Raw genomic sequence first — 18,260 nt, forward strand, 5'->3', positions numbered from 1 at the left:
AAAAGAAGTCTCGAGTGAAGACCAATGGCCGTTACATGCAAATCTTCTAAATTTTTAGAGTATAGAATTTTATCTGCTCTCATGCTTTCAGAAGCGTCTGAGGGAATAAAAACAATAGCATCTCCGTTTCTGGTGTATACAGCAACAGGAAGGCTCTCATCGGCGTCTCTAGTTGCAGTCTCTGGTGCTATTCCTGCAATTCTTGTAGGAATATTAGGCTCTCCACAAGTTGAGAAGCTCAACAGGCAAAAAATCATTGCTTACTCTAACATTCTGCAATCTATTCTATTAATAACGTTGCCTCTGACATGGGCTTCTGCCGGTGTTTTTGCGATGATGGTTATCTCTTTTATTTCTTCTAGCGTAGGTGCATTAGAACGGCCTGCGATGTACTCTAGCCTGCCTCTGATCTTTGGAGAGAACTATCAAGATTTTATCGGTAAAAGAGCTGGTGTCTCATTCTTCATGCAATCAGTTAGCCCCGTGATGGGTGGCGCTTTAGTAGGTTTTATCGGCGCTTCGCACACACTTGTCATCTGTGGCATTCTCTATGGTGTATATGCTTTGCTCATATACACCATCAAAAATTTTGATACAGACTATAAAAATCGGGCCGAAAAACATCAAGGCCAAAAGAATATCGACATGGTCAAAGCGGGCATTGAGATAGCCAGAAATATCCCAGCATTAAAGACCCTGTATATTTTCTGGTTCTTCTCAATGGCAGCAGTTCCTATTGGTGTTCTTTCTGCAGTTCCATACGTGAGCGAAAATTTAGGGCTAACCAGTTTTGAGTTTGGGATTGCGTCAGCTTGCTATGGTGTAGCAACGATTTCTAGTTCTATAATCGCTGGCAAAATGAAGTTCCGAGGAGGAGCACGGTCCTGGCTTCTAGCATCTGGAACAATATACGGACTCACCAATATGTTGATGGGCTTTGAACCCCAATTTCTGATGTTTTGCATCTTATGGTTCATATGGGGTCTTGCGTATGGCCCAGAAGAAGTTGTTGGCAACTTAGTATTTGTTCAATCTGCACCAGAAGAGTTTCAAGGGCGATTGTTTTCTCTTATGACAGTTGTCATGACCGGCGGAATGCTCATCGGAAATTCACTCGTTGGCCCGTTATCGGATAGGTTAGGTCCTCAATGGGCAATGGTTTTAGCTGGCGTCATTTTTATCACCTCAACAATATGCAGTTTCGCGTTCGGTCAAGGAGCACGAGAAATTGCTACTATCTCGATGACTTCTACCAAACCTACCAGCGATGAGGTTCGCTAAACATCGGTGAAATACGCAAACATACTATCGTTGAGGGACGCCATCTACATAAATATGGTTTGGAAGTAACGTCTGCTCATCCAAAATCAGGATATCTCCCGAATACCCTGGAGCAATTCGCCCATAGCTTCGCCCCACACCAATAGCATGAGCAGCATGAGACGTTGCAGAAGCAACTGCAACATCTAACCCCACGCCAACAGAACGTACAGCGTGCTGCACGGCGTAGTCCATCGTCAAAGTAGAGCCAGCAAGAGAATCCCCGTGTACTAAACGAGCAACACCATTTTCGACCTTGACATCTAAAGTACCCAAAATATACAAGCCATCCGGGTTACAAGCAGCTGACATCGCATCAGTTACCAAGACAATACGTTCTGGAGCCTCACGGAAAAGAGTATGCACTACTGATGGGTGGACATGAATACCGTCATTAATAACTTCTAGAGACACAGATTGTTCTTCTAAAGCGGCGATCACCGGACCGGGGGCACGATGGTGAATACCGTTCATCCCATTAAACGTGTGGGTCAGGAGTGAAGCGCCTGCAGCAAAAGCTTGCTGAGCTTGCTCATAGGTGGCGTTTGTATGGCCAACAGCTACAGCTGTTCCAGCACTCGTAAAACGTTGTATTGCGGATAAAGCACCATGACGTTCGGGGGCTAAAGTAATCTGTCGGAGGTGCCCGTCTGAAGCTTCAAGTAGTCTCTCAACGTCTTCAGCTAATGGGTCCTTGAGCAGTTTTTCGGGGTGGGCACCCTTATGTTGTGGGTGAAGAAACGGCCCTTCGGCGTGGAATCCAAGAACCTGCTGATCGTCTTTGAGTAGCTGTTGAAAAGTGTTCAGAGCGCCTGCCATATGTTCTATCGAGTTCGTCACGAACGATAAGACGCTTCGAGTTGTTCCGTGCTGACGGTGGGCGTTGAGTGCAACACGTGCAGTATCAAGATTTGCCTCATCATAGGCATGCCCTCCCCCGCCATGATGATGTATATCAAGATATCCGGGAACGACGGGAGCGCCCTGCGCATCAACAATACGTGTATCAGGGGTTTGTTTTGTCTTCCATTCAGAGGTGCTCAGAATATCGGTGATTTTTCCGTCCTCTACGAGAACTGCGCTATCGGGATAAACGCCGCCAATGGTTCCGTCGTAGACGGTTGCTGAATGAATCAGAAGAGAAGACATGGTATATATTCACACCTTTAGGATGTTATAAATCAACAATTTTGAGGTTATAGCCGAGGTTTTGGACTTCCTCAGCAAGTTCTGGTTGTAGCTGAGAGTCGGTAATCACTTCTGAGATGTTTTCGACTCCGCCCACACTAGAGAATGAGCGTTTTCCAAACTTTGAAGAATCAGCAACAATAAAAGTTTTTTCTGCACGTGTTGCCATCGCAGAGTTCACCATGGCCTCATATTCGTTCACTGTTCCTGGGCCGTTCTGGTCAAAACCGTTCACCCCGATAAATGCCAAATCGAGGGAGATGTTTTTGAGCATGTCGGTCGCAAAAGGTCCGGTGATTTCGTAGGAGTAGCTGTTGACTTCACCGCCGATGAGAACAATTTTGATACGTGAGTTCTCGGCGAGCGCATAAGCGATGTCTACGGCGTTGGTGACAACGGTCAGAAGAGGTTGAGCGGGGGTAAGTTCAACATCTTGGTGTTGGTAGACCCATTGTGATAGTTCGCGGGCGACTTCTCCGACGGTGCTACCTCCTGTAAAGCCAATAATCATGCCAGGTTGTAGATGCTCGATAGCAGCACGTGCGATAGCGGTTTTTTGTGGTAGGTGAGAAGAGTCTCTACGGCTCATAGGGCTGGCGAGGACGTTTTGGTTACTTTGTGCTCCACCACGGGTTCGTTGCAGAAGACCTTCGCCGGCGAGGTAGTCGAGGTCTCGTCGGGCTGTTGCCGCTGAGATGTCTAGGGCGTCAATAATTTCGTTGACGCTCAGGCACTGGCGTTCGTTGAGGAGTTCCAGTATTTCGGCATGTCGTTGGCTGCGCATCGTCGGTCGTGTTCCATTCGCTATGAGCTAGTTATTTGAGGTTATTCTCAACGCACTTTAACCGGCGAAGACGCTCAATAGTCGGGCGGCTTCTGCGCTTAACGCTTCTCGTGCAGCACCCAAGTATTTGCGGGAGTCCACAACTGTTGGGTTTTGGTGAAGGTATTGTGCAATAGCTTCAGTAAAGAAACTGTTAAGGTGTGTTGATACATTGATTTTAGTCATACCTGAGCGGATTCCTTGGAGAATCTGCTCATCGCTGACACCAGAAGATCCGTGAAGGACGAGTGGGACCCCTGTAGATTCACGTAATTGTGTGATGAGTTCGTGGTCTAGTCGTGCGGTGCGTTCGGTCATGGCGTGTTCGCTACCGACGGCAACAGCTAGGGTGTCTACCCCTGTGGCTTGTACAAACTCGTGTGCTTCGGCGGGATCGGTGCGTACACCAGGGGTGTGGGCGCCTTTTTTGCCTCCGATTTCTCCAAGTTCGGCTTCTACGCTGGCGCCGTTGCGGTGGGCGTACTCTACAACTTTGACCGTGGCGGCGAGGTTTTCTTCATACGGTAGGGTGGAGCCGTCGTACATGACGGAGTTAAAACCGAGGTCGATAGCTTGGCAGGCTAAGTCTACTGATTCGCAGTGGTCTAGGTGTACTGCGATGTTTGCGGTGGAGAGTTGTGCGATGTCGATCATGGCTTGCCCCAGTGGGGTGAGGTTGCCGTGGAAGTTGATGCAGTTATGGCTTAGCTGCATGATAACGGGTAAGCCTGTTGTTTCGGCTGCTTGTGCGATGGCTTCTGCTGTTTCTAGGTGGACGACATTGAAAGCTCCGATTCCTCTGCGGTTTTGGTCGGCGGAGCGCACGAGGTCGATGGTGTTGATTTGTGGCATGGTTTTCTTTCCTGTCGTGGTTGTGTTCAGGGGATAAAGGTTTGGGTTAGCGGATTTTTTCCATCAGGATGTTGGTGTTGAGGGATTCCCATTCGGTGCCAATAGCTCCGGCGATAGGTTGTGTGAGCGCTGAGGCAGACCAGCAGATTGCTCGGCGGAGGAGTTCTTCGGTGGGAAGTTTGTCGATGAGTCCGGTGGCGAGTGCTGCGACGAGTGCGTCTCCGGCGCCGGTGGGGTTACCTTGCAGTGGTTGAGCAAGTTTGGCGCGGTATGCCTGATGGTGGTTGATGAAGTACAGTCCGTCTTCTGCGCAAGAGACGATGATGTTTTGAGCGCCGAGGTTTTGAAGTTTTTTGACAGCGGTGAAGAGTTCGTCTGATTGGGTGGCTTCGAGAAGTTCAGAGTAGTTGGGTTTGAGGTAGTCGGCGTGTGCTTGGGCGGCGTCGAGGAGGTGTTTCCCTGAGGTATCTACGATGAAAGTGCTGCCGTAGCGTTGGCAGAGCGTGCTGATGTCGTTGATGAGTGTGGTGGGTGCTGCTGGCGGGAAAGAACCAGAGAGTGTTACGGCACAGTGCTCATAGTGTTTGAGGGTGTCTTCTAGGGTGTTGAGGATTCCTTCATACACGTGGCTTGGGTGTTCTGCACCGTTTTCGTTGATGATGGTGGTGGAGGAATCGTGTTTTTGGTGTATTGCGTAGGTGCTACGTAAAGGTGTGGGGGTAGGGGTAAAAGCCGTGTGCACACCGTCGTTGAGGGGGTGCGTTGTGTTGCGTTGCTCAGTTTGTCGTTGGTGAAGCTCTTGGAGAGATTCGTGACAGATGGGCCCTAGAGCCACGGCCGTATAGCCTTGTTCGGCGGCGACGTTGGCGACGTTAAGTCCTTTACCTCCGAGGCGACGTTGAGCGGCGGGAATGCGTAGTGTTGATTCTGCGCTGAGGTGCTCGATGGTGATGGTGATGTCTAGTGCGGGGTTGAGCGTGATAGCGACAACGGCTGATGTGTTCATGGCTTTTACCTCTACCTTCAGTTTGTGTTTAGTTGAGGATGACTGAGCGTGTGAGGTTGCGTGGCTGGTCGGGGTCTAGCTCGTTGGCTAGGGCTGTTTCGAGTGCTACGAGGTGTTGGCGTGCAAGGTCTGCCATGGGGTCTAGATCTTGGTTTTCGAAGCGTGCGCCGGTGGCTTCTACTTGTTCGCGAAGGCCTGCTGGTGCTTGTCCGAATTGCCAGGTGATACGACCTTTTGAGGCGATAGCGATGGGGCCGTGTCGGTATTCCATGGAGTTGTAGGATTCTGTCCATTTTTGCGAGGATTCACGCATTTTTAGTGCCGCTTCGGTGGCGATGGGTGCTGTCCAGCCGGTGCCGAGGAATGAGTATTGTTCTGCGTTGATGAGTTCTGGATCTAGTGGTTCGGATAGTGCTCGTTCGCAGTCTTTGATGGCGTTTTGGCAGATGTCGCGGCTGTGGATGGAGGAGCGGAGGAGCATGAGTGCGGTGGTGGCGAAGCGGGTTTGTACGACGGATTGTTCGTCGGCGAAGCCGAGGTCTATGACGCGGTCTGCTAGTTCTGCTACGGGTGAGTCTGCGACTCCAACAAGTACGGTGATGGGTTTTTTCCCTTTGACGGATTCCATGAAGGTGATGATTTCGCTGGTGGTTCCGGAGCGGCAGATGATGAGGTATTCGTCGTAGTCGCGTTCGGTGGGTACTTCGGTTGCGGTGAAGGCGTCGGTGATTCCGTGTCCTTCGTTTTCGCGTAGTGCGGCGTAGCTTTGTGCCATGAACCAGGATGTTCCGCATCCTACGGCTGCGACTTTTGTGCCGTCTTGGGGTAGTGCTGAGGTGTCTAGTTCGAGTGCTTGTGCCCAGGTTTGTGGTTGGCTGAGGAGTTCTTCTTTCATGTGGGCGCCGGGGGTTGTCATAGTTGTGGCCTTTCTGTGTTTGGTGTTGGGGTTTTTCTCAAAATCCATCACCCAATTAATCAAAAGTTTTCACAATTATGATTACATATGATTCTTTTTGTGTCTACAAGAATAATTTTCAATCAGCCACGTTTACTCGCCAACACTCCACCAAAAACCCTAGAAACCAAGAAGATTACCCTAGAAAATCGGCATTTAACACAGAAAGCGCGTTACTAAAAGTCAGAAATCACTTTATTTAACAAAGTGACTAATTTTGATTATTTTGCAAAAACTTCACTCAACTTGCTTTACATCAGTCATTTTCAATCATTATGATGGCTTGTGTAACAGTTGAGAAAGATGAGGTGGTCTCAATGACCTTCGTACCAGACGTTGTTTCAGCCCAACGCACAGCAAAAGACTGGAGAGAAGCCATCAGCATCGTTGGTGAACTCTACGAAGAAGCCGGAATAGCGACCAAAGAATATACCGAAGCAATGATCAAAGGTGTCGAAGACTTCGGACCATATATGGTCTTCATCCCCGGCATTGCCATGCCCCACGCAAAAGCAACCAGCGGAGTCCTCAAAGCAGGAACAGCAGTCGTCACACTAGCTACCCCCGTAAAATTCGGCAGCAAAAACAACGACCCCGTCGACTTCCTCATTTCTTTCGCATCCGAAAACACCGACGGACACATGGAAAAAATCCAAGAACTAGCAGACGTCCTCGGACAACAAGAACTCATCGAAAAGGCCCGTCAGGCGAGCAGCGACGTTCAACTGATGGAAGTTTTCACCCAATAAAACAACACAAAGAAAAGGTAATAATCATCATGATTTCAATTGCAACCGTATGCGGCATGGGACTCGGAACCTCTATGATGCTCGCAAGCCAAATCCGCACCCTCCTCAACGCAGAAAACATCGACGCAAAAGTACAAGCCATCGACCTTGGCTCCTTCAAATCACAACCCTCAGACATCGTCGTCACCACCACCGGAATGGCAAAAAACGTTGAAGGAACCAAAGCAATCGTCGTACTCATCGACAACCTCATCGACAAAAATGAAGTCAAAACCAAAGTACTCGCCGCAGTAAACGACTTCACCGCAGGCAACTAGCCACACCACTCCCCATTCCCCATATAGCTTGAGGTAGAAGCAATGAACTCTCTCCTTGACTTTTTCGTACAACTCATCCAAATCCCCGCAATCATCGTCGGATTCATTGCGTTCATTGGATTAGTCGCACAGAAAAAAGCAGCCGATGAAGTCATCACCGGCACCATCAAAACAGCACTATCACTACTTATCATCGCCGGCGGTGCAACAGTCCTCATCCAAGGCCTAGCACCCATCCAAAAGATGTTCGAGATGGCGTTCCCCGCCAGCAACATCACCACATTCGTCACCTTCGACGAAGCCGTCGTCTCAGCAGTACAAACCGGACCAGTAGCAGCCCTCGGCTCACAAATTGGTCTCACCATGCTCTTCGGCTACATCGTGCACCTACTCCTCGCACGATTCACCCCATGGCACTACGTCTACCTCACCGGACATATGATCTGGGTACACGCCGGCGCATTCACCATCGCCATCTACCAACTCGGACTAGGCCCCGTATGGACCGTCATCATCGCCTCCCTCATCGACGGCGCATACATGACGTTCGCCCCCGCCATCGCACAACCCTTCGTCCGTCGTATCACCGGCGGAAATGACGTCGGCTTCGCACACGGACAAACCCTCCTCAACGTCCTCGCCGGATACCTCGGCATGGTCGTAGGAAACAAAGAAAAATCCACCGAAGACATCAAACTCCCCGAGAAACTCTCATTCTTCCGCGACGTTGCAGTATCCACCTCCATCGTCATGATGATTGTCTCACTCGGCTCAGCACTAGCAGCAGTCAGCTCCGCAGGAGTAAGCGCCTTCGAAGCACCCGTAGCAGACGGCGGTATCTCCGACGGACAAAGCTGGGTCATTTTCTCCTTCATGATGGCCATGCAATTCACCGCAGGTATGCTCATCCTCCTCTACGGTGTCCGCATGCTCATCGGCGAAATCGTTCCCGCATTCGAAGGTATCTCCCAAAAAGTTATCCCCAACGCCATCCCCGCGCTGGACGTTCCTGTACTCTTCGCCTTCGCCCCCAACGCACTACTCATCGGCCTCATCTCAGGTCTCATCGGCCAAATCACCGGCATGGTTATCTGCGTTGCACTAGGTTGGCCAGTACCAATCCCCTCCATGATCGTTGCATTCTTCGCATCCGGTACCGCAGCAATCTTCGCAAACTCTACCGGCGGACGAACCGCAGCATGGCTAGGAGGCTTCCTCTGGGGATTCCTCGGCTGGATTCTCATCTCTTTCGCCTACCACATCAACGCCTTCGGCGACCTGCCCGCCCTCGGCGCATCAGGACTAGGCTTCACTGTTCCTGACGCCATCGTACCGGGCATCATCATCCACTGGATTGGACAACTTCTCGGCATCCTCGCCTAAGAACACTCCCCCAATCCACATCACATACCCCCATTCGACTCATACATCGTAAAGGATGGTCATCATGTCACAGCTACTGGATAGCTACTACCAACAAATCATCTCACTTCTCGAAAAAATTCGTGAAGAAGAAGTCCCCACCATCGACAAAGCCGCACAAGCTATCGCAGAACGCGTAGCACAAGGCGCACACATCTTCGCTTTCGGCGCTTCACACTCCAGCCTTCCCGTACAAGACATCGTCTACCGTGCCGGCGGACTCATGCTCATCAACCCACTCTACGCACCCGGTGTTGAAGCACTCACCACACGCCCAACCACCCTCGGGTCGCAGATGGAACAGATGCCCGGATACGCTGAAGTAGTGCTCAACAATGCACCACTCAAAGAAGGAGACGTCCTCATCGTAGTCTCCGTCTCCGGACGTAACGCACTCCCTGTAGAGCTAGCACGTGAAGCACGCGCTCGCGGTATTTTCGTCGTAGGACTCACCTCCTCTAAATACACCGAAACCGTCACCTCACGTGTACCCGACGGAACCAAGCTCAAAGACCATGCAGATATCCTCATCGACAACCAAGTAGATGCAGGAGACGCAGTGCTGAGCCTAGAGGGCGTGCCTCAGAAGTTCACCCCTGCATCTGGAGTCACCTCCACCGCAATCTTGCATTCACTATCTGCAGGCATTATCGAGAATCTTGTGGCACAAGGTATCAGCGCACCAGTATTCCTTGCTGCAAACCTTGACGGCGGTGCAGACTGGAACGCACAGCACATGGCTGAGAATAAGGACAAAATCTTCTACCTCAACTAAGAAGATATATAACTCTTCACAAGCAGTATGAAGCGGTGGTGTTCTCTCATCTTTTGAGAGAACACCACCGCTTTAGATATGGGGAAAGTGAGCAAACCGCTCAACACATATTAGTTCCTAAAACCGTGAACAGGAGAAGGAATTCTTCCACCGCGAGCCGCAAATAGTTCAGAAGATTCAGCGTGGATGGGCATCACAGGGGCCCGCCCTAGAAGCCCACCAAACTCCACCATCTGCCCGATCTCAAGACCAATAGCAGGAATAACACGCACCGCAGTTGTCTTATGATTCATGACGCCTATTGCCGCTTCATCAGCAATCATGGCAGCAATCGTAGATGCTGACGTATCACCGGGAATAGCGACCATGTCTAACCCGACAGAACAAATGGCTGTCATCGCTTCGAGCTTATCAAGAGTAATTTTCTGTGCGGCAGCTGCTTCAATCATGCCAATATCTTCTGATACTGGGATGAAAGATCCAGATAATCCACCCACATGAGAGCACGCCATCATGCCACCTTTTTTCACAGCATCATTAACTAATGCCAAAGCAGCAATTGTGCCGTGTGTACCAACGCTCTCTAGGCCCATCTCCTCAAGGATATGTGCCACAGAATCCCCCACCTCGGCAGTAGGGGCAAGAGATAAATCAACGATGCCGAACTGAACGCCTAAACGTTCTGCAGCGAGGTTTCCGACAAGCTGCCCAACACGAGTAATTTTAAAGGCCGCTTTCTTCACTGCTTCTGCGCATGCGTCAAAAGATTCGCCACGGACTCGTTCAAGAGCACGTTTGACAACACCAGGTCCAGAAACTCCTACAGAAATAACGGTGTCAGCTTCTTGTACACCGTGGAATGCACCGGCCATAAAAGGATTATCAGATACAGCATTCGCAAAAACCACAAGTTTAGAGCACGCAAAACCATGTTTATGAGCTGAGCCTTCTGCCGTTTGACGAATAACCTCGCCCATCTTAGCGACAGCGCTCATATTAATGCCGGCTCGAGAAGACCCAATATTAACCGACGCGCACACAACGTCCGTTTCGTTGAGAGCTCGTGGAATACTCTCAAGCAAACGGCTATCTGCAGGAGTCATACCTTTATCGACAAGGGCGCTGAAACCACCGATAAAATCTACCCCAGTGGCTTTCGCTGCAGCGTCTAAAGCTTTCGCGTATTCCACGTAGTCCGTTGCGTCGCTCGCCCCAGCCACTAAAGAAATAGGGGTCACAGAGATACGTTTATTAATAATGGGGATGCCCAGTTCGGCTTCAATGCCCTCAACAACTTCAACAAGTTTTTGTGCGCGTTGAGTAATTTTTTGGTAAATCTTTTGGCAGGCAACCTCGGCCTGTGCGTCAGCACAGTCCAGCAGAGAAATACCCATCGTTACCGTACGAATATCAAGCTTATCCTCCTCAATCATTTGCAGAGTTTCGAGGATATTAGCGTTACGATCAAAAACCATCACAAACTCCTAGAGGGTGTGCATTGCGTCGAAAATAGCTTCAGATTGAATACGAATTTTCAGACGCTGTTCCTCTTCTACACTGCGCATAGCCTCTTGTAGTTCTTGGATACTTTGAGTCTCGTCATCGAAACGTCCGTGCAAAATCATGGTGAAATAATCGTCCATAAGAGTCTGCGAAATATTGAGAATATTTACCTGATTCTTTGCCAATTCTGTGGCAACAGCTGCCACAATTCCTTGATGGTCGTGTCCGGTAACAGTCAAAATGATATTCATGGGGGTCTTTCTTTTGGCTCAGTAGCTGAGTCTATATGTATGCGGCGATGTAGGCTTCGCCAACACCGCTCATAGTGGTGGGGGTATCGCTGCCAGCATGTAACAGTGATTCTGTAGCACCGAGAGTGAGCTGAACGTTAGGTGTGCTTATCGCCAGTTCTCCGCTTGTGCCAATCACTGCAGCAGCACCTTTAAAGGTATAAGAAACGCTCTGACCTTGAGAAAGTTTAACGCGTGTTACGCTCAATCGTGGATCCCACATGCTAAACACCCCAAGAGTGTCATCATCAGGTTGAGCACGCTGAACCACCGGCGCATCCTGTTGCACCGCAAGAATACGGATGAGCTCTTCAACATCAATATGCTTGGGGGTGAGCCCTGCTCTCATGACGTTATCGGAAGGGTTCATCAGTTCAATCGCTGTACCTGATACGTACGCATGAACTTGCCCGTCTGGAGTATACGCAGAATCGCCAGGGTGCAAGTGCAAAAGGTTCATCACCATCGCAACCAGCGCCCCAATATCGGCAGGGTGCTTCTGCTGAAGAAGTTGCATCAACTGTGCAACATCGTAAAGGACGCCCTCTACAACAGTAGGGTTCTGTTCTAACCATTGAGCAGTATGAGATAGCGTTACGTCTAGGTGACGCTTCGCGTCAGCTGTGTCCATACGCAAAATAGCGGCAAGAAGTTCTTTATCGTTAGGTGCTGTTAGTAGAGGTAGAAGCCACTGAAGGTCAAATACCTGCGCAATATGTTGCAACTCTTCAACAGGACGTACACCGGTCAGAATTGTCATATCGGATAGAGCAATAACGGTCTCCGGCTTGGAATGCTCATCTTTGTAATTTCGATGCGGGGCGTCTAGAGGAATATTCTGTTCGTTTTCGGCATGGTATCCTGCGAGCGCTTGTTCAGGCGTTGGGTGGACTTGGATAGATAGTGGGGCGTCAATAGCAAGAATCTTAAAAAGAAATGGAAAAGTTGTTCCCTCATAATTCGAAGGTAAGAAACGTTTGGGATCTTGTTCAACGAGGGTATTAAGACCTATACGTTCTCCGTCAATTAACACATATGATGGGGCAGCGTTATGTGCACCGACCCAAAGTTCTGCTTCTGGTTGTGTTGAAGGAGTTTCTTCTCCTCGCATTTTTGCTAAGGCGGTCAAAGAACCCCAAGCATAGTTCTGTATTGTGTTTTCTAAACGTATTAGTTCACCCATAGAGTCCATCATATCCTTATCTATACTCTCGGGATTGTTTCATCAGCCAGAAGCATTTTTCAGTGTTTATAGCCATACCCTGAGAAAATAGTCCGGTATTACTGTGAGAAACAGTTAGAATAACCCCGTGAATACAATTGATCTAACCGCATCCTTTAAAGCGTACGATGTTCGCGGCATCGTTGGGGAAACTATTACTGAAGAAACTGTCCGTGCTACGGCAGCTGCATTCGTTGATGTTCTAGAACTTTCTGGTCAGAACGTCCTCGTAGGTAGCGACATGCGCCCATCTGGCGAAAGCTTCACCGAAGCGTTCGCTGAAGGTGCTACTGCTCGTGGGGCAAACGTCATCAAGATTGGCCTTATTTCTACCGATGAGCTGTACTTTGCGTGTGGTGTAGAAAATGCCGCTGGCGTTACCTTCACCGCAAGCCATAACCCAGCAGAATACAACGGCATGAAAATGTCTAAGGCTGGTGCCGTACCTATTTCTTCTGAAACCGGACTTTTTGACGTTCGTGACCGCGCCCAAGACTACCTCAACGAAGGATCTATTCCTTCAGTAGATAATGTTGGCTCTGTCAGCGAAAAAGATGTTCTCAAAGACTACTCAGAATATCTACGTAACCTCGTTGACCTATCGAATATTCGCCCTCTTAAAGTTGTTGTCGATGCAGGTAACGGCATGGGCGGAATGACCACCCCAGCAGTTCTTGGCGACTCCATTCTTCCTGGTCTACCTCTAGAAATTGTTCCACTCTATTTTGAGCTCGATGGAACTTTCCCAAATCACCCAGCTAACCCACTAGAACCAGCAAACCTCGTTGATTTACAAAAAGCTGTTGTAGAACACGGTGCAGATATTGGTCTAGCTTTTGACGGTGATGCAGACCGTTGCTTCGTCGTTGACGAAAAGGGCGAACCAGTTTCTCCTTCTGCCATTACCGCTATTGTTGCCGAACGAGAAATTGCTCGTGCTCAAGCTGAAGGCGTTAAAGAGCCCGTTATTATCTATAACCTCATTACGTCTAAGGCTGTACCTGAACTTGTGGAGAAGAAGGGCGCTCGCGCCGTAAAGACTCGTGTGGGTCATTCTTTCATTAAGGCTGTTATGGCTGAAGAAAATGGTGTCTTTGGTGGCGAGCATTCTGCTCACTATTATTTCAAGGATTTCTTCAACGCTGATACTGGCATGCTCGCAGCAATGCATGTTTTGGCTGTTCTTGGTTCTTCCGAGAATTCTCTTTCTCAGATTGCGGCGGAGTATTCTCCATATGTGGCTTCTGGCGAGATTAACTCTGAGGTTGCCGATAAAGACGCCACTATTGCTCGTGTGGTTGAAGCGTTGGGTGATGCTGTTGAGGTATCAACCATGGACGGTACCACTTTTGAGCACCGCTCTGAGGGATGGTGGGCTAACCTTCGCCCATCGAACACTGAGCCGTTCTTGCGTTTGAATTTGGAAGCTCCCGATCAGCAGACGATGGAACGTGTTCGTGATCAGATTCTTAGCATTGTACGTGCTAGCTAATTAGTTGGTTTTGTTCACATTAAAGTGAAGAAGTTGCCCTGACGTTTTGAGCGTCAGGGCAACTTCTTTTTTAGGGGAAGAGAATTAGTGTTGTGCTGCGCGGGCGGTGTCGCGAAGCATCCATTGGTCAGGTCCAAAGATTTCGTATTGGATACGAACACCGGGGATACCTGCGTCGATGAGTTGGCTTCTTGCGTTCTTCATGAAGGGAAGAGGCCCGCAGAGGTATGCCATGGCGTTGGGGTCGATGTCGAGTTGGGTGATATCTAGTCGACCTTGGTGTTCTCCGTCGTGGGACTCTTCGAAGAATCGCACAATTTTTCCGTTCTGGAGTGAAGAGACGAGTTTTTCTGCTTCTTCACGTAGTGGCCAGCTTTCGGGGGTGCGGTCACTATGTACGAGGACAACTTCGCGGGTGGAGTTTTCGCGTACCATTTCGTCGAGGAAAGCAATCATGGGGGTGATTCCGATACCTGCAGAGAAGAGGTAGAGGGGGCTGGTTCCGTTGTCTCCGAACCCGCCGAGGGTGATGTCGCCGTAGGGGTTGGAAAGCTGGATGATGTCGCCGACTTTGAGTGCGTGGTGAATTTTTGTCATTTCGCCGTTGGGGTCAAGTTTGCTGGCGATACGGCGTTGGTTTTCTCCGGCTGGTAGCAGGGTGTATTGTCGGGCTTGTTTGAGTCCATCTTCAGCTTTTGCGATGAGGCTGACGTATTGTCCTGCTTTTGCGGGGGTGAGGGGTACGTCGTTAGCTGCTTCAAAGGTCATATCGACGACGTTATCGCCGGTTTCTACACGTTTGATGAGGCGGAAGGGGGCGTGCATGACGTCATTTGCTTGGGAAGCGTAGAGGCCTTTTTCGATGTTGATGAGGGCGTTACCCATGAGCCAGTATACTTCGCTCCATGCTTCAGCTACTTCGGGGGTGCAGGCGTCTCCAAGGTCTGCTGCGATGGCTTCGAAGAGGTATTTGTAGACGGTGGTATATTCTACGGCTTGGAGTCCGAGGGATGCGTGTTTGTGGGCAACACGTGAGAGGACTTCGTCGGGGTATTTGTCGGGATTGTTGAAGATGTAGTCTGCGAAGATGACGACGGAACCGGCGAGTGCTTGGGGTTGGGTTCCTTCGAGTTGGGAGGAGCGTGAGAACATTCCGTCCATGAGGTCTGGTCGAGCGGCAAACATTCGACGGTAGAACTCTGGGGTGATGTGTGGCATTCGTTCTGCGACGACTGCTAGGGTTGCCTCGATGATGGGGCGTGACTTTTCTGAAAGCATGTGATGTCTCCTTAGTGACAGGTTGTGTGTAAACCCGTTATTAAATTAGCATATTTTATGCAAGAATTACGCATTGGGGAAACAAAAAGCAGGTTATCCCTCCCGCGGGACAACCTGCCACAGCACACTAAAAATACTATTCTCACTTGCCAGAAGGCGATAAACCCAGCTGAACAAAAACCGGTTGTAATTGCTTCTGCGTCGGCAAAGAAGAAATAACAACAGGATCCAATACCTCATAAAACGCCTGACGAGCACGCGCCAAATGAGCACGCACATCACATTCAGTATTGAGAGGACAAGAGCTTTTTGCACCCTCACACTCAACAATCGGACTATCTCGCTCAGTATGACGCAACAACTGCCCAATCGTCACATTCTTACCTTCGTCAGAAAGCTTTACACCCCCTGAGCGCCCTCGACTCGAAAGCACCCACCCCTGATGAGCCAAAAAAGCAACAGATTTTGTCACATGGTGATAAGGAGTTCCTACTCCTTCAGCAATGGCCTGAGTAGAGAGCTGATGCCCCTCAGCGCCAGAAAGCAGCATCATAATACGCAAAGAAACATCTGAAAACGCAGTAAGTCGCATACGCTCACCTCCCATAGACATTGCGCAAAAAGACGACAATAAAACTGTATCTGCTAGAAGAGAAAAACCCGAATAAAACTCCCTGACACTCAGACGCAGAAGTGTTTATTACCCTGATAAAACCCAAAAAATGTCCTTTTTTATGTCAAAAGTTTTCCTATCTCAAGCAACGACACTCCCACCGTGTCCCCTAATTTGTTGTGCAAGAGGTAATATGTATAAAGCATTTGCATTTTAAGATTCCTTTGTGAATCTATTTGTACGAGCCTCGTGTGGCGGGTATGTCCAATACATCAAGGGTGTTCGGCACAACGCAATAGACTTTTCACTCGAAACTAAGAAAGGGATTTCAATGTCCTCTCTAGAATCCTCAATCCAGGAACTCCTCTCCATCGAGGGCGCTTCCGGTGCAGCACTTGTTGACATTTCTTCTGGTATGGCTCTCGCTTCTGGCGGTGCCCCCGGTTTTGACTTGACCGTTGCTGCAGCAGGTAACTCCAACGTAGTTCGCGCGAAGCTCAAGACCATGACCGACCTCGGTCTTGGTGGCAACATTGAAGACATTATGATTACCCTCTCTAGCCAGTACCACCTCGTGAACGTACTCAACGCTTCTGAGACTTCAGGTCTTTTCGTTTACCTCGTACTTGACCGCAACACTGCTAACTTGGCACTTGCACGTCACAAGCTCAACAGCATTGCTTCACGCATTTCCCTCTAAACTTCTTTGTTTCTAGAGGCACCAAATAAGGGTGTATCGCTTCGTGTCACGAAGCGATACACCCTTATTCTTTAAATATTTTAGGCGCCCCACCTCGATAAGGTGGGGCGCCTAAAATATTTTAAAGCTCGTCGTCTCCGATAGCAGCTTCCATCAGAGTATCTTCAGTAGCTTCTTCATTACTTTGAATAGATACCAGCTTGCCATCGTGCATCACAGCAATACGGTTACACAGCTCAATCAGTTCAGACATATCCGAACCAATCAGAATAATTGAAGTACCCTTTTCTGTGAGTTCTTTGAGCATCTTATAAATTTCAGATTTAGCGCTCACATCAATACCACGAGTAGGGTGGTTAAGAATAAGAATCTCACAGTCAGTAGTCATCCACCGAGCGAGTGCCACCTTCTGCTGGTCACCGCCAGAGAGCTTGCCGACTTCACTTTGAATATTAGTGGTCTTAATATGTAGCTTCTGGATTTGGTCAGCAACCTCACGAAGAGCAGACACCTCATGCAAGAAGCCCTCTGCGTTGCTTTCAATACCAGCAGATTCCATGAGGGTCTTTGCGATAGAACGCTCATTAGCGATGCCTAGCTCATCATCATCGTCTGAAAGATACCCAATACCGTAGGAGACAGAGGCTTCGGGGCTTCCTAAGGTGACGTCTTCACCATTAATTTTTAGCGTCTTAAAAGTAGCTTCTTGATCAACACCGACGAGAGCGGCTGCTACCTCGTTAATACCAGAACGACGAAGACCTGTCAGCCCAAGAACCTCTCCCTTATTAACGGAGAATGTCACATCTTTCAAGAAACCAGATGCACCGCATAGGCCTTCAACCTGTAGCTTTTCGTGTTCACCAGAGAATTCTTCAGGACGTTGCCCCATAGGAATCTCACGGTGGAACATCTTAAATGCAATTTCTTGAGAGCTCATCATATTAGGGGAAATCTCGTGAGAGATAATTCCGTTGTCCAAGATGACAGCACGATCTGCTAGAGAACGAATCTCGTCAAGACGGTGCGTAATATAAATGACAGAACGGCCTTCTGCTACCAGACGACGGGTAATCTCATGGAATTGATAGATTTCGTAGTCGTTAAAGGTTGCGGCAACCTCGTCCATGAGCACCAGCTGAGTTTCTTCTGCTTCCATACGAACAACCTCGATAAGAGCTTGCTCAGCGCGAACCAGTTCACCCATCTTTGTGGTGGGGCTGATAGATAGTCCAGCATCATCAAGAAGTTTTTGTGCACGCTCGTTCTGTTCTTCTTCAGATTTATCAGCGTGGAATGTTGCACGGAAAATAGCTTGAGCAACAGTAAGTTCAGGGTCAACTTTGAACTTTTGACGGATAGACCCAACACCACAAGCAAGTGCTTCATCAGGAGTTTTAGGGTTATAAGGTTCTCCGGCGAGTGTCATGGTGCCAGAGGTGGCGACGTCCCAGCCACCAAGAATAGATATTAATGTTGATTTTCCAGCGCCGTTCTCACCGAGTAAGCCTAGAACCTCACCTCTGGCGACGTCAAAATCGGCGCCCTTCAATGCGAGAAGGTGATCATGCTTCTTAGTTAACCCTTTAACGCTGAGCAGGTTCTCCACCGTTGCTTACCCTCCGAAAGAAAATGCGGCGACAATACTTATGTAAAGCATCAAGAATCTTCCAATCAGATTCTTAGAATACTTTCCCCAAATAGAGATACTAATAGTAATTAGTATCAATTAGGTAATTATATTGCACTGCGTCC

18 protein-coding genes are annotated in these 18,260 nt (G+C 49.1%); 7 read left to right on the plus strand and 11 right to left on the minus strand.

The window, feature by feature from the left end:
• Window positions 1-81: 81 nt before the first annotated feature.
• Window positions 82-1,281, plus strand: a complete 1,200-nt coding sequence (locus ACN08Z_RS06745) for an MFS transporter (protein WP_419103792.1) — start codon at window positions 82-84, stop codon at window positions 1,279-1,281.
• 24 nt (window positions 1,282-1,305) lie between these two features.
• Here ACN08Z_RS06745 and nagA read toward each other — a convergent pair whose 3' ends face one another.
• From nagA to ACN08Z_RS06770, 5 genes are read right to left on the minus strand one after another with little or no spacing between them, the layout of a single operon-like run.
• Entirely contained in the window at window positions 1,306-2,469 is a 1,164-nt protein-coding gene (gene nagA, locus ACN08Z_RS06750; RefSeq protein ID WP_419103793.1) for an N-acetylglucosamine-6-phosphate deacetylase, read from the minus strand.
• A 25-nt stretch (window positions 2,470-2,494) separates the two neighbouring features.
• Window positions 2,495-3,292 carry a DeoR/GlpR family DNA-binding transcription regulator gene (locus ACN08Z_RS06755; protein ID WP_419103794.1) on the minus strand — a complete coding sequence of 266 codons (798 nt, stop codon included), beginning with the start codon at window positions 3,290-3,292 and terminating at the stop codon, window positions 2,495-2,497.
• A gap of 57 nt (window positions 3,293-3,349) precedes the next feature.
• Window positions 3,350-4,183 (minus strand): class II fructose-bisphosphate aldolase, encoded by an 834-nt coding sequence (locus ACN08Z_RS06760; RefSeq protein ID WP_419103795.1) that lies wholly within the window; start codon window positions 4,181-4,183, stop codon window positions 3,350-3,352.
• Window positions 4,184-4,229: 46 nt separating this feature from the next.
• Window positions 4,230-5,189: a 1-phosphofructokinase family hexose kinase gene (locus tag ACN08Z_RS06765; RefSeq protein ID WP_419103796.1), complete on the minus strand. Its 960-nt coding sequence runs from the start codon at window positions 5,187-5,189 to the stop codon at window positions 4,230-4,232.
• Window positions 5,190-5,217: 28 nt separating this feature from the next.
• Window positions 5,218-6,105, minus strand: coding sequence for an SIS domain-containing protein (locus ACN08Z_RS06770; RefSeq protein WP_419103797.1), 888 nt, complete (start codon window positions 6,103-6,105; stop codon window positions 5,218-5,220).
• Window positions 6,106-6,461: 356 nt separating this feature from the next.
• Between ACN08Z_RS06770 and ACN08Z_RS06775 the strand changes: the two genes are divergently transcribed.
• The 4 genes from ACN08Z_RS06775 to ACN08Z_RS06790 all read left to right on the plus strand — a co-directional run bounded on the left by ACN08Z_RS06775 (window position 6,462) and on the right by ACN08Z_RS06790 (window position 9,407).
• The gene (locus ACN08Z_RS06775) at window positions 6,462-6,893 is read left to right on the plus strand and encodes a PTS sugar transporter subunit IIA (RefSeq protein ID WP_419103798.1); all 432 of its coding nucleotides are present in this window, start codon (window positions 6,462-6,464) and stop codon (window positions 6,891-6,893) included.
• 29 nt (window positions 6,894-6,922) lie between these two features.
• Complete coding sequence (locus tag ACN08Z_RS06780) at window positions 6,923-7,210, plus strand: PTS sugar transporter subunit IIB (protein WP_419103799.1); 288 nt, start codon at window positions 6,923-6,925, stop codon at window positions 7,208-7,210.
• A 42-nt stretch (window positions 7,211-7,252) separates the two neighbouring features.
• Window positions 7,253-8,593, plus strand: coding sequence for a PTS ascorbate transporter subunit IIC (locus tag ACN08Z_RS06785; RefSeq protein ID WP_419102376.1), 1,341 nt, complete (start codon window positions 7,253-7,255; stop codon window positions 8,591-8,593).
• A 64-nt stretch (window positions 8,594-8,657) separates the two neighbouring features.
• Entirely contained in the window at window positions 8,658-9,407 is a 750-nt protein-coding gene (locus tag ACN08Z_RS06790) for a sugar isomerase domain-containing protein (RefSeq protein ID WP_419103800.1), read from the plus strand.
• Between the two features lie 110 nt (window positions 9,408-9,517).
• On the opposite strand, the gene ACN08Z_RS06795 is transcribed toward ACN08Z_RS06790, so the two are convergent.
• The 3 genes from ACN08Z_RS06795 to manA are packed head-to-tail and all read right to left on the minus strand — an operon-like array spanning window position 9,518 to window position 12,383.
• Window positions 9,518-10,882 carry a PFL family protein gene (locus ACN08Z_RS06795; protein WP_419103801.1) on the minus strand — a complete coding sequence of 455 codons (1,365 nt, stop codon included), beginning with the start codon at window positions 10,880-10,882 and terminating at the stop codon, window positions 9,518-9,520.
• A 9-nt stretch (window positions 10,883-10,891) separates the two neighbouring features.
• Window positions 10,892-11,161, minus strand: coding sequence for an ACT domain-containing protein (locus ACN08Z_RS06800; protein ID WP_419103802.1), 270 nt, complete (start codon window positions 11,159-11,161; stop codon window positions 10,892-10,894).
• Window positions 11,162-11,192: 31 nt separating this feature from the next.
• Entirely contained in the window at window positions 11,193-12,383 is a 1,191-nt protein-coding gene (manA, locus tag ACN08Z_RS06805; RefSeq protein ID WP_419103803.1) for a mannose-6-phosphate isomerase, class I, read from the minus strand.
• Window positions 12,384-12,510: 127 nt separating this feature from the next.
• Between manA and ACN08Z_RS06810 the strand changes: the two genes are divergently transcribed.
• Window positions 12,511-13,914 carry a phosphomannomutase/phosphoglucomutase gene (locus ACN08Z_RS06810; protein WP_419103804.1) on the plus strand — a complete coding sequence of 468 codons (1,404 nt, stop codon included), beginning with the start codon at window positions 12,511-12,513 and terminating at the stop codon, window positions 13,912-13,914.
• An 84-nt stretch (window positions 13,915-13,998) separates the two neighbouring features.
• On the opposite strand, the gene ACN08Z_RS06815 is transcribed toward ACN08Z_RS06810, so the two are convergent.
• Both ACN08Z_RS06815 and ACN08Z_RS06820 read right to left on the minus strand, forming a co-directional pair.
• On the minus strand, window positions 13,999-15,192 hold the full coding sequence (locus tag ACN08Z_RS06815; protein WP_419103805.1) for a globin domain-containing protein: 1,194 nt from the start codon (window positions 15,190-15,192) through the stop codon (window positions 13,999-14,001).
• Between the two features lie 142 nt (window positions 15,193-15,334).
• Window positions 15,335-15,784: an RrF2 family transcriptional regulator gene (locus ACN08Z_RS06820; protein WP_419103806.1), complete on the minus strand. Its 450-nt coding sequence runs from the start codon at window positions 15,782-15,784 to the stop codon at window positions 15,335-15,337.
• Between the two features lie 352 nt (window positions 15,785-16,136).
• Between ACN08Z_RS06820 and ACN08Z_RS06825 the strand changes: the two genes are divergently transcribed.
• Window positions 16,137-16,505 (plus strand): hypothetical protein, encoded by a 369-nt coding sequence (locus tag ACN08Z_RS06825; RefSeq protein WP_419102368.1) that lies wholly within the window; start codon window positions 16,137-16,139, stop codon window positions 16,503-16,505.
• Window positions 16,506-16,626: 121 nt separating this feature from the next.
• On the opposite strand, the gene ACN08Z_RS06830 is transcribed toward ACN08Z_RS06825, so the two are convergent.
• Window positions 16,627-18,114 (minus strand): sugar ABC transporter ATP-binding protein, encoded by a 1,488-nt coding sequence (locus ACN08Z_RS06830; protein ID WP_419103807.1) that lies wholly within the window; start codon window positions 18,112-18,114, stop codon window positions 16,627-16,629.
• Window positions 18,115-18,260 lie beyond the last annotated feature (146 nt).

It is taken from the genome of Rothia sp. P7181, from assembly GCF_048513015.1.
In the GTDB taxonomy this organism is placed as follows: Bacteria; Actinomycetota; Actinomycetes; order Actinomycetales; family Micrococcaceae; genus Rothia.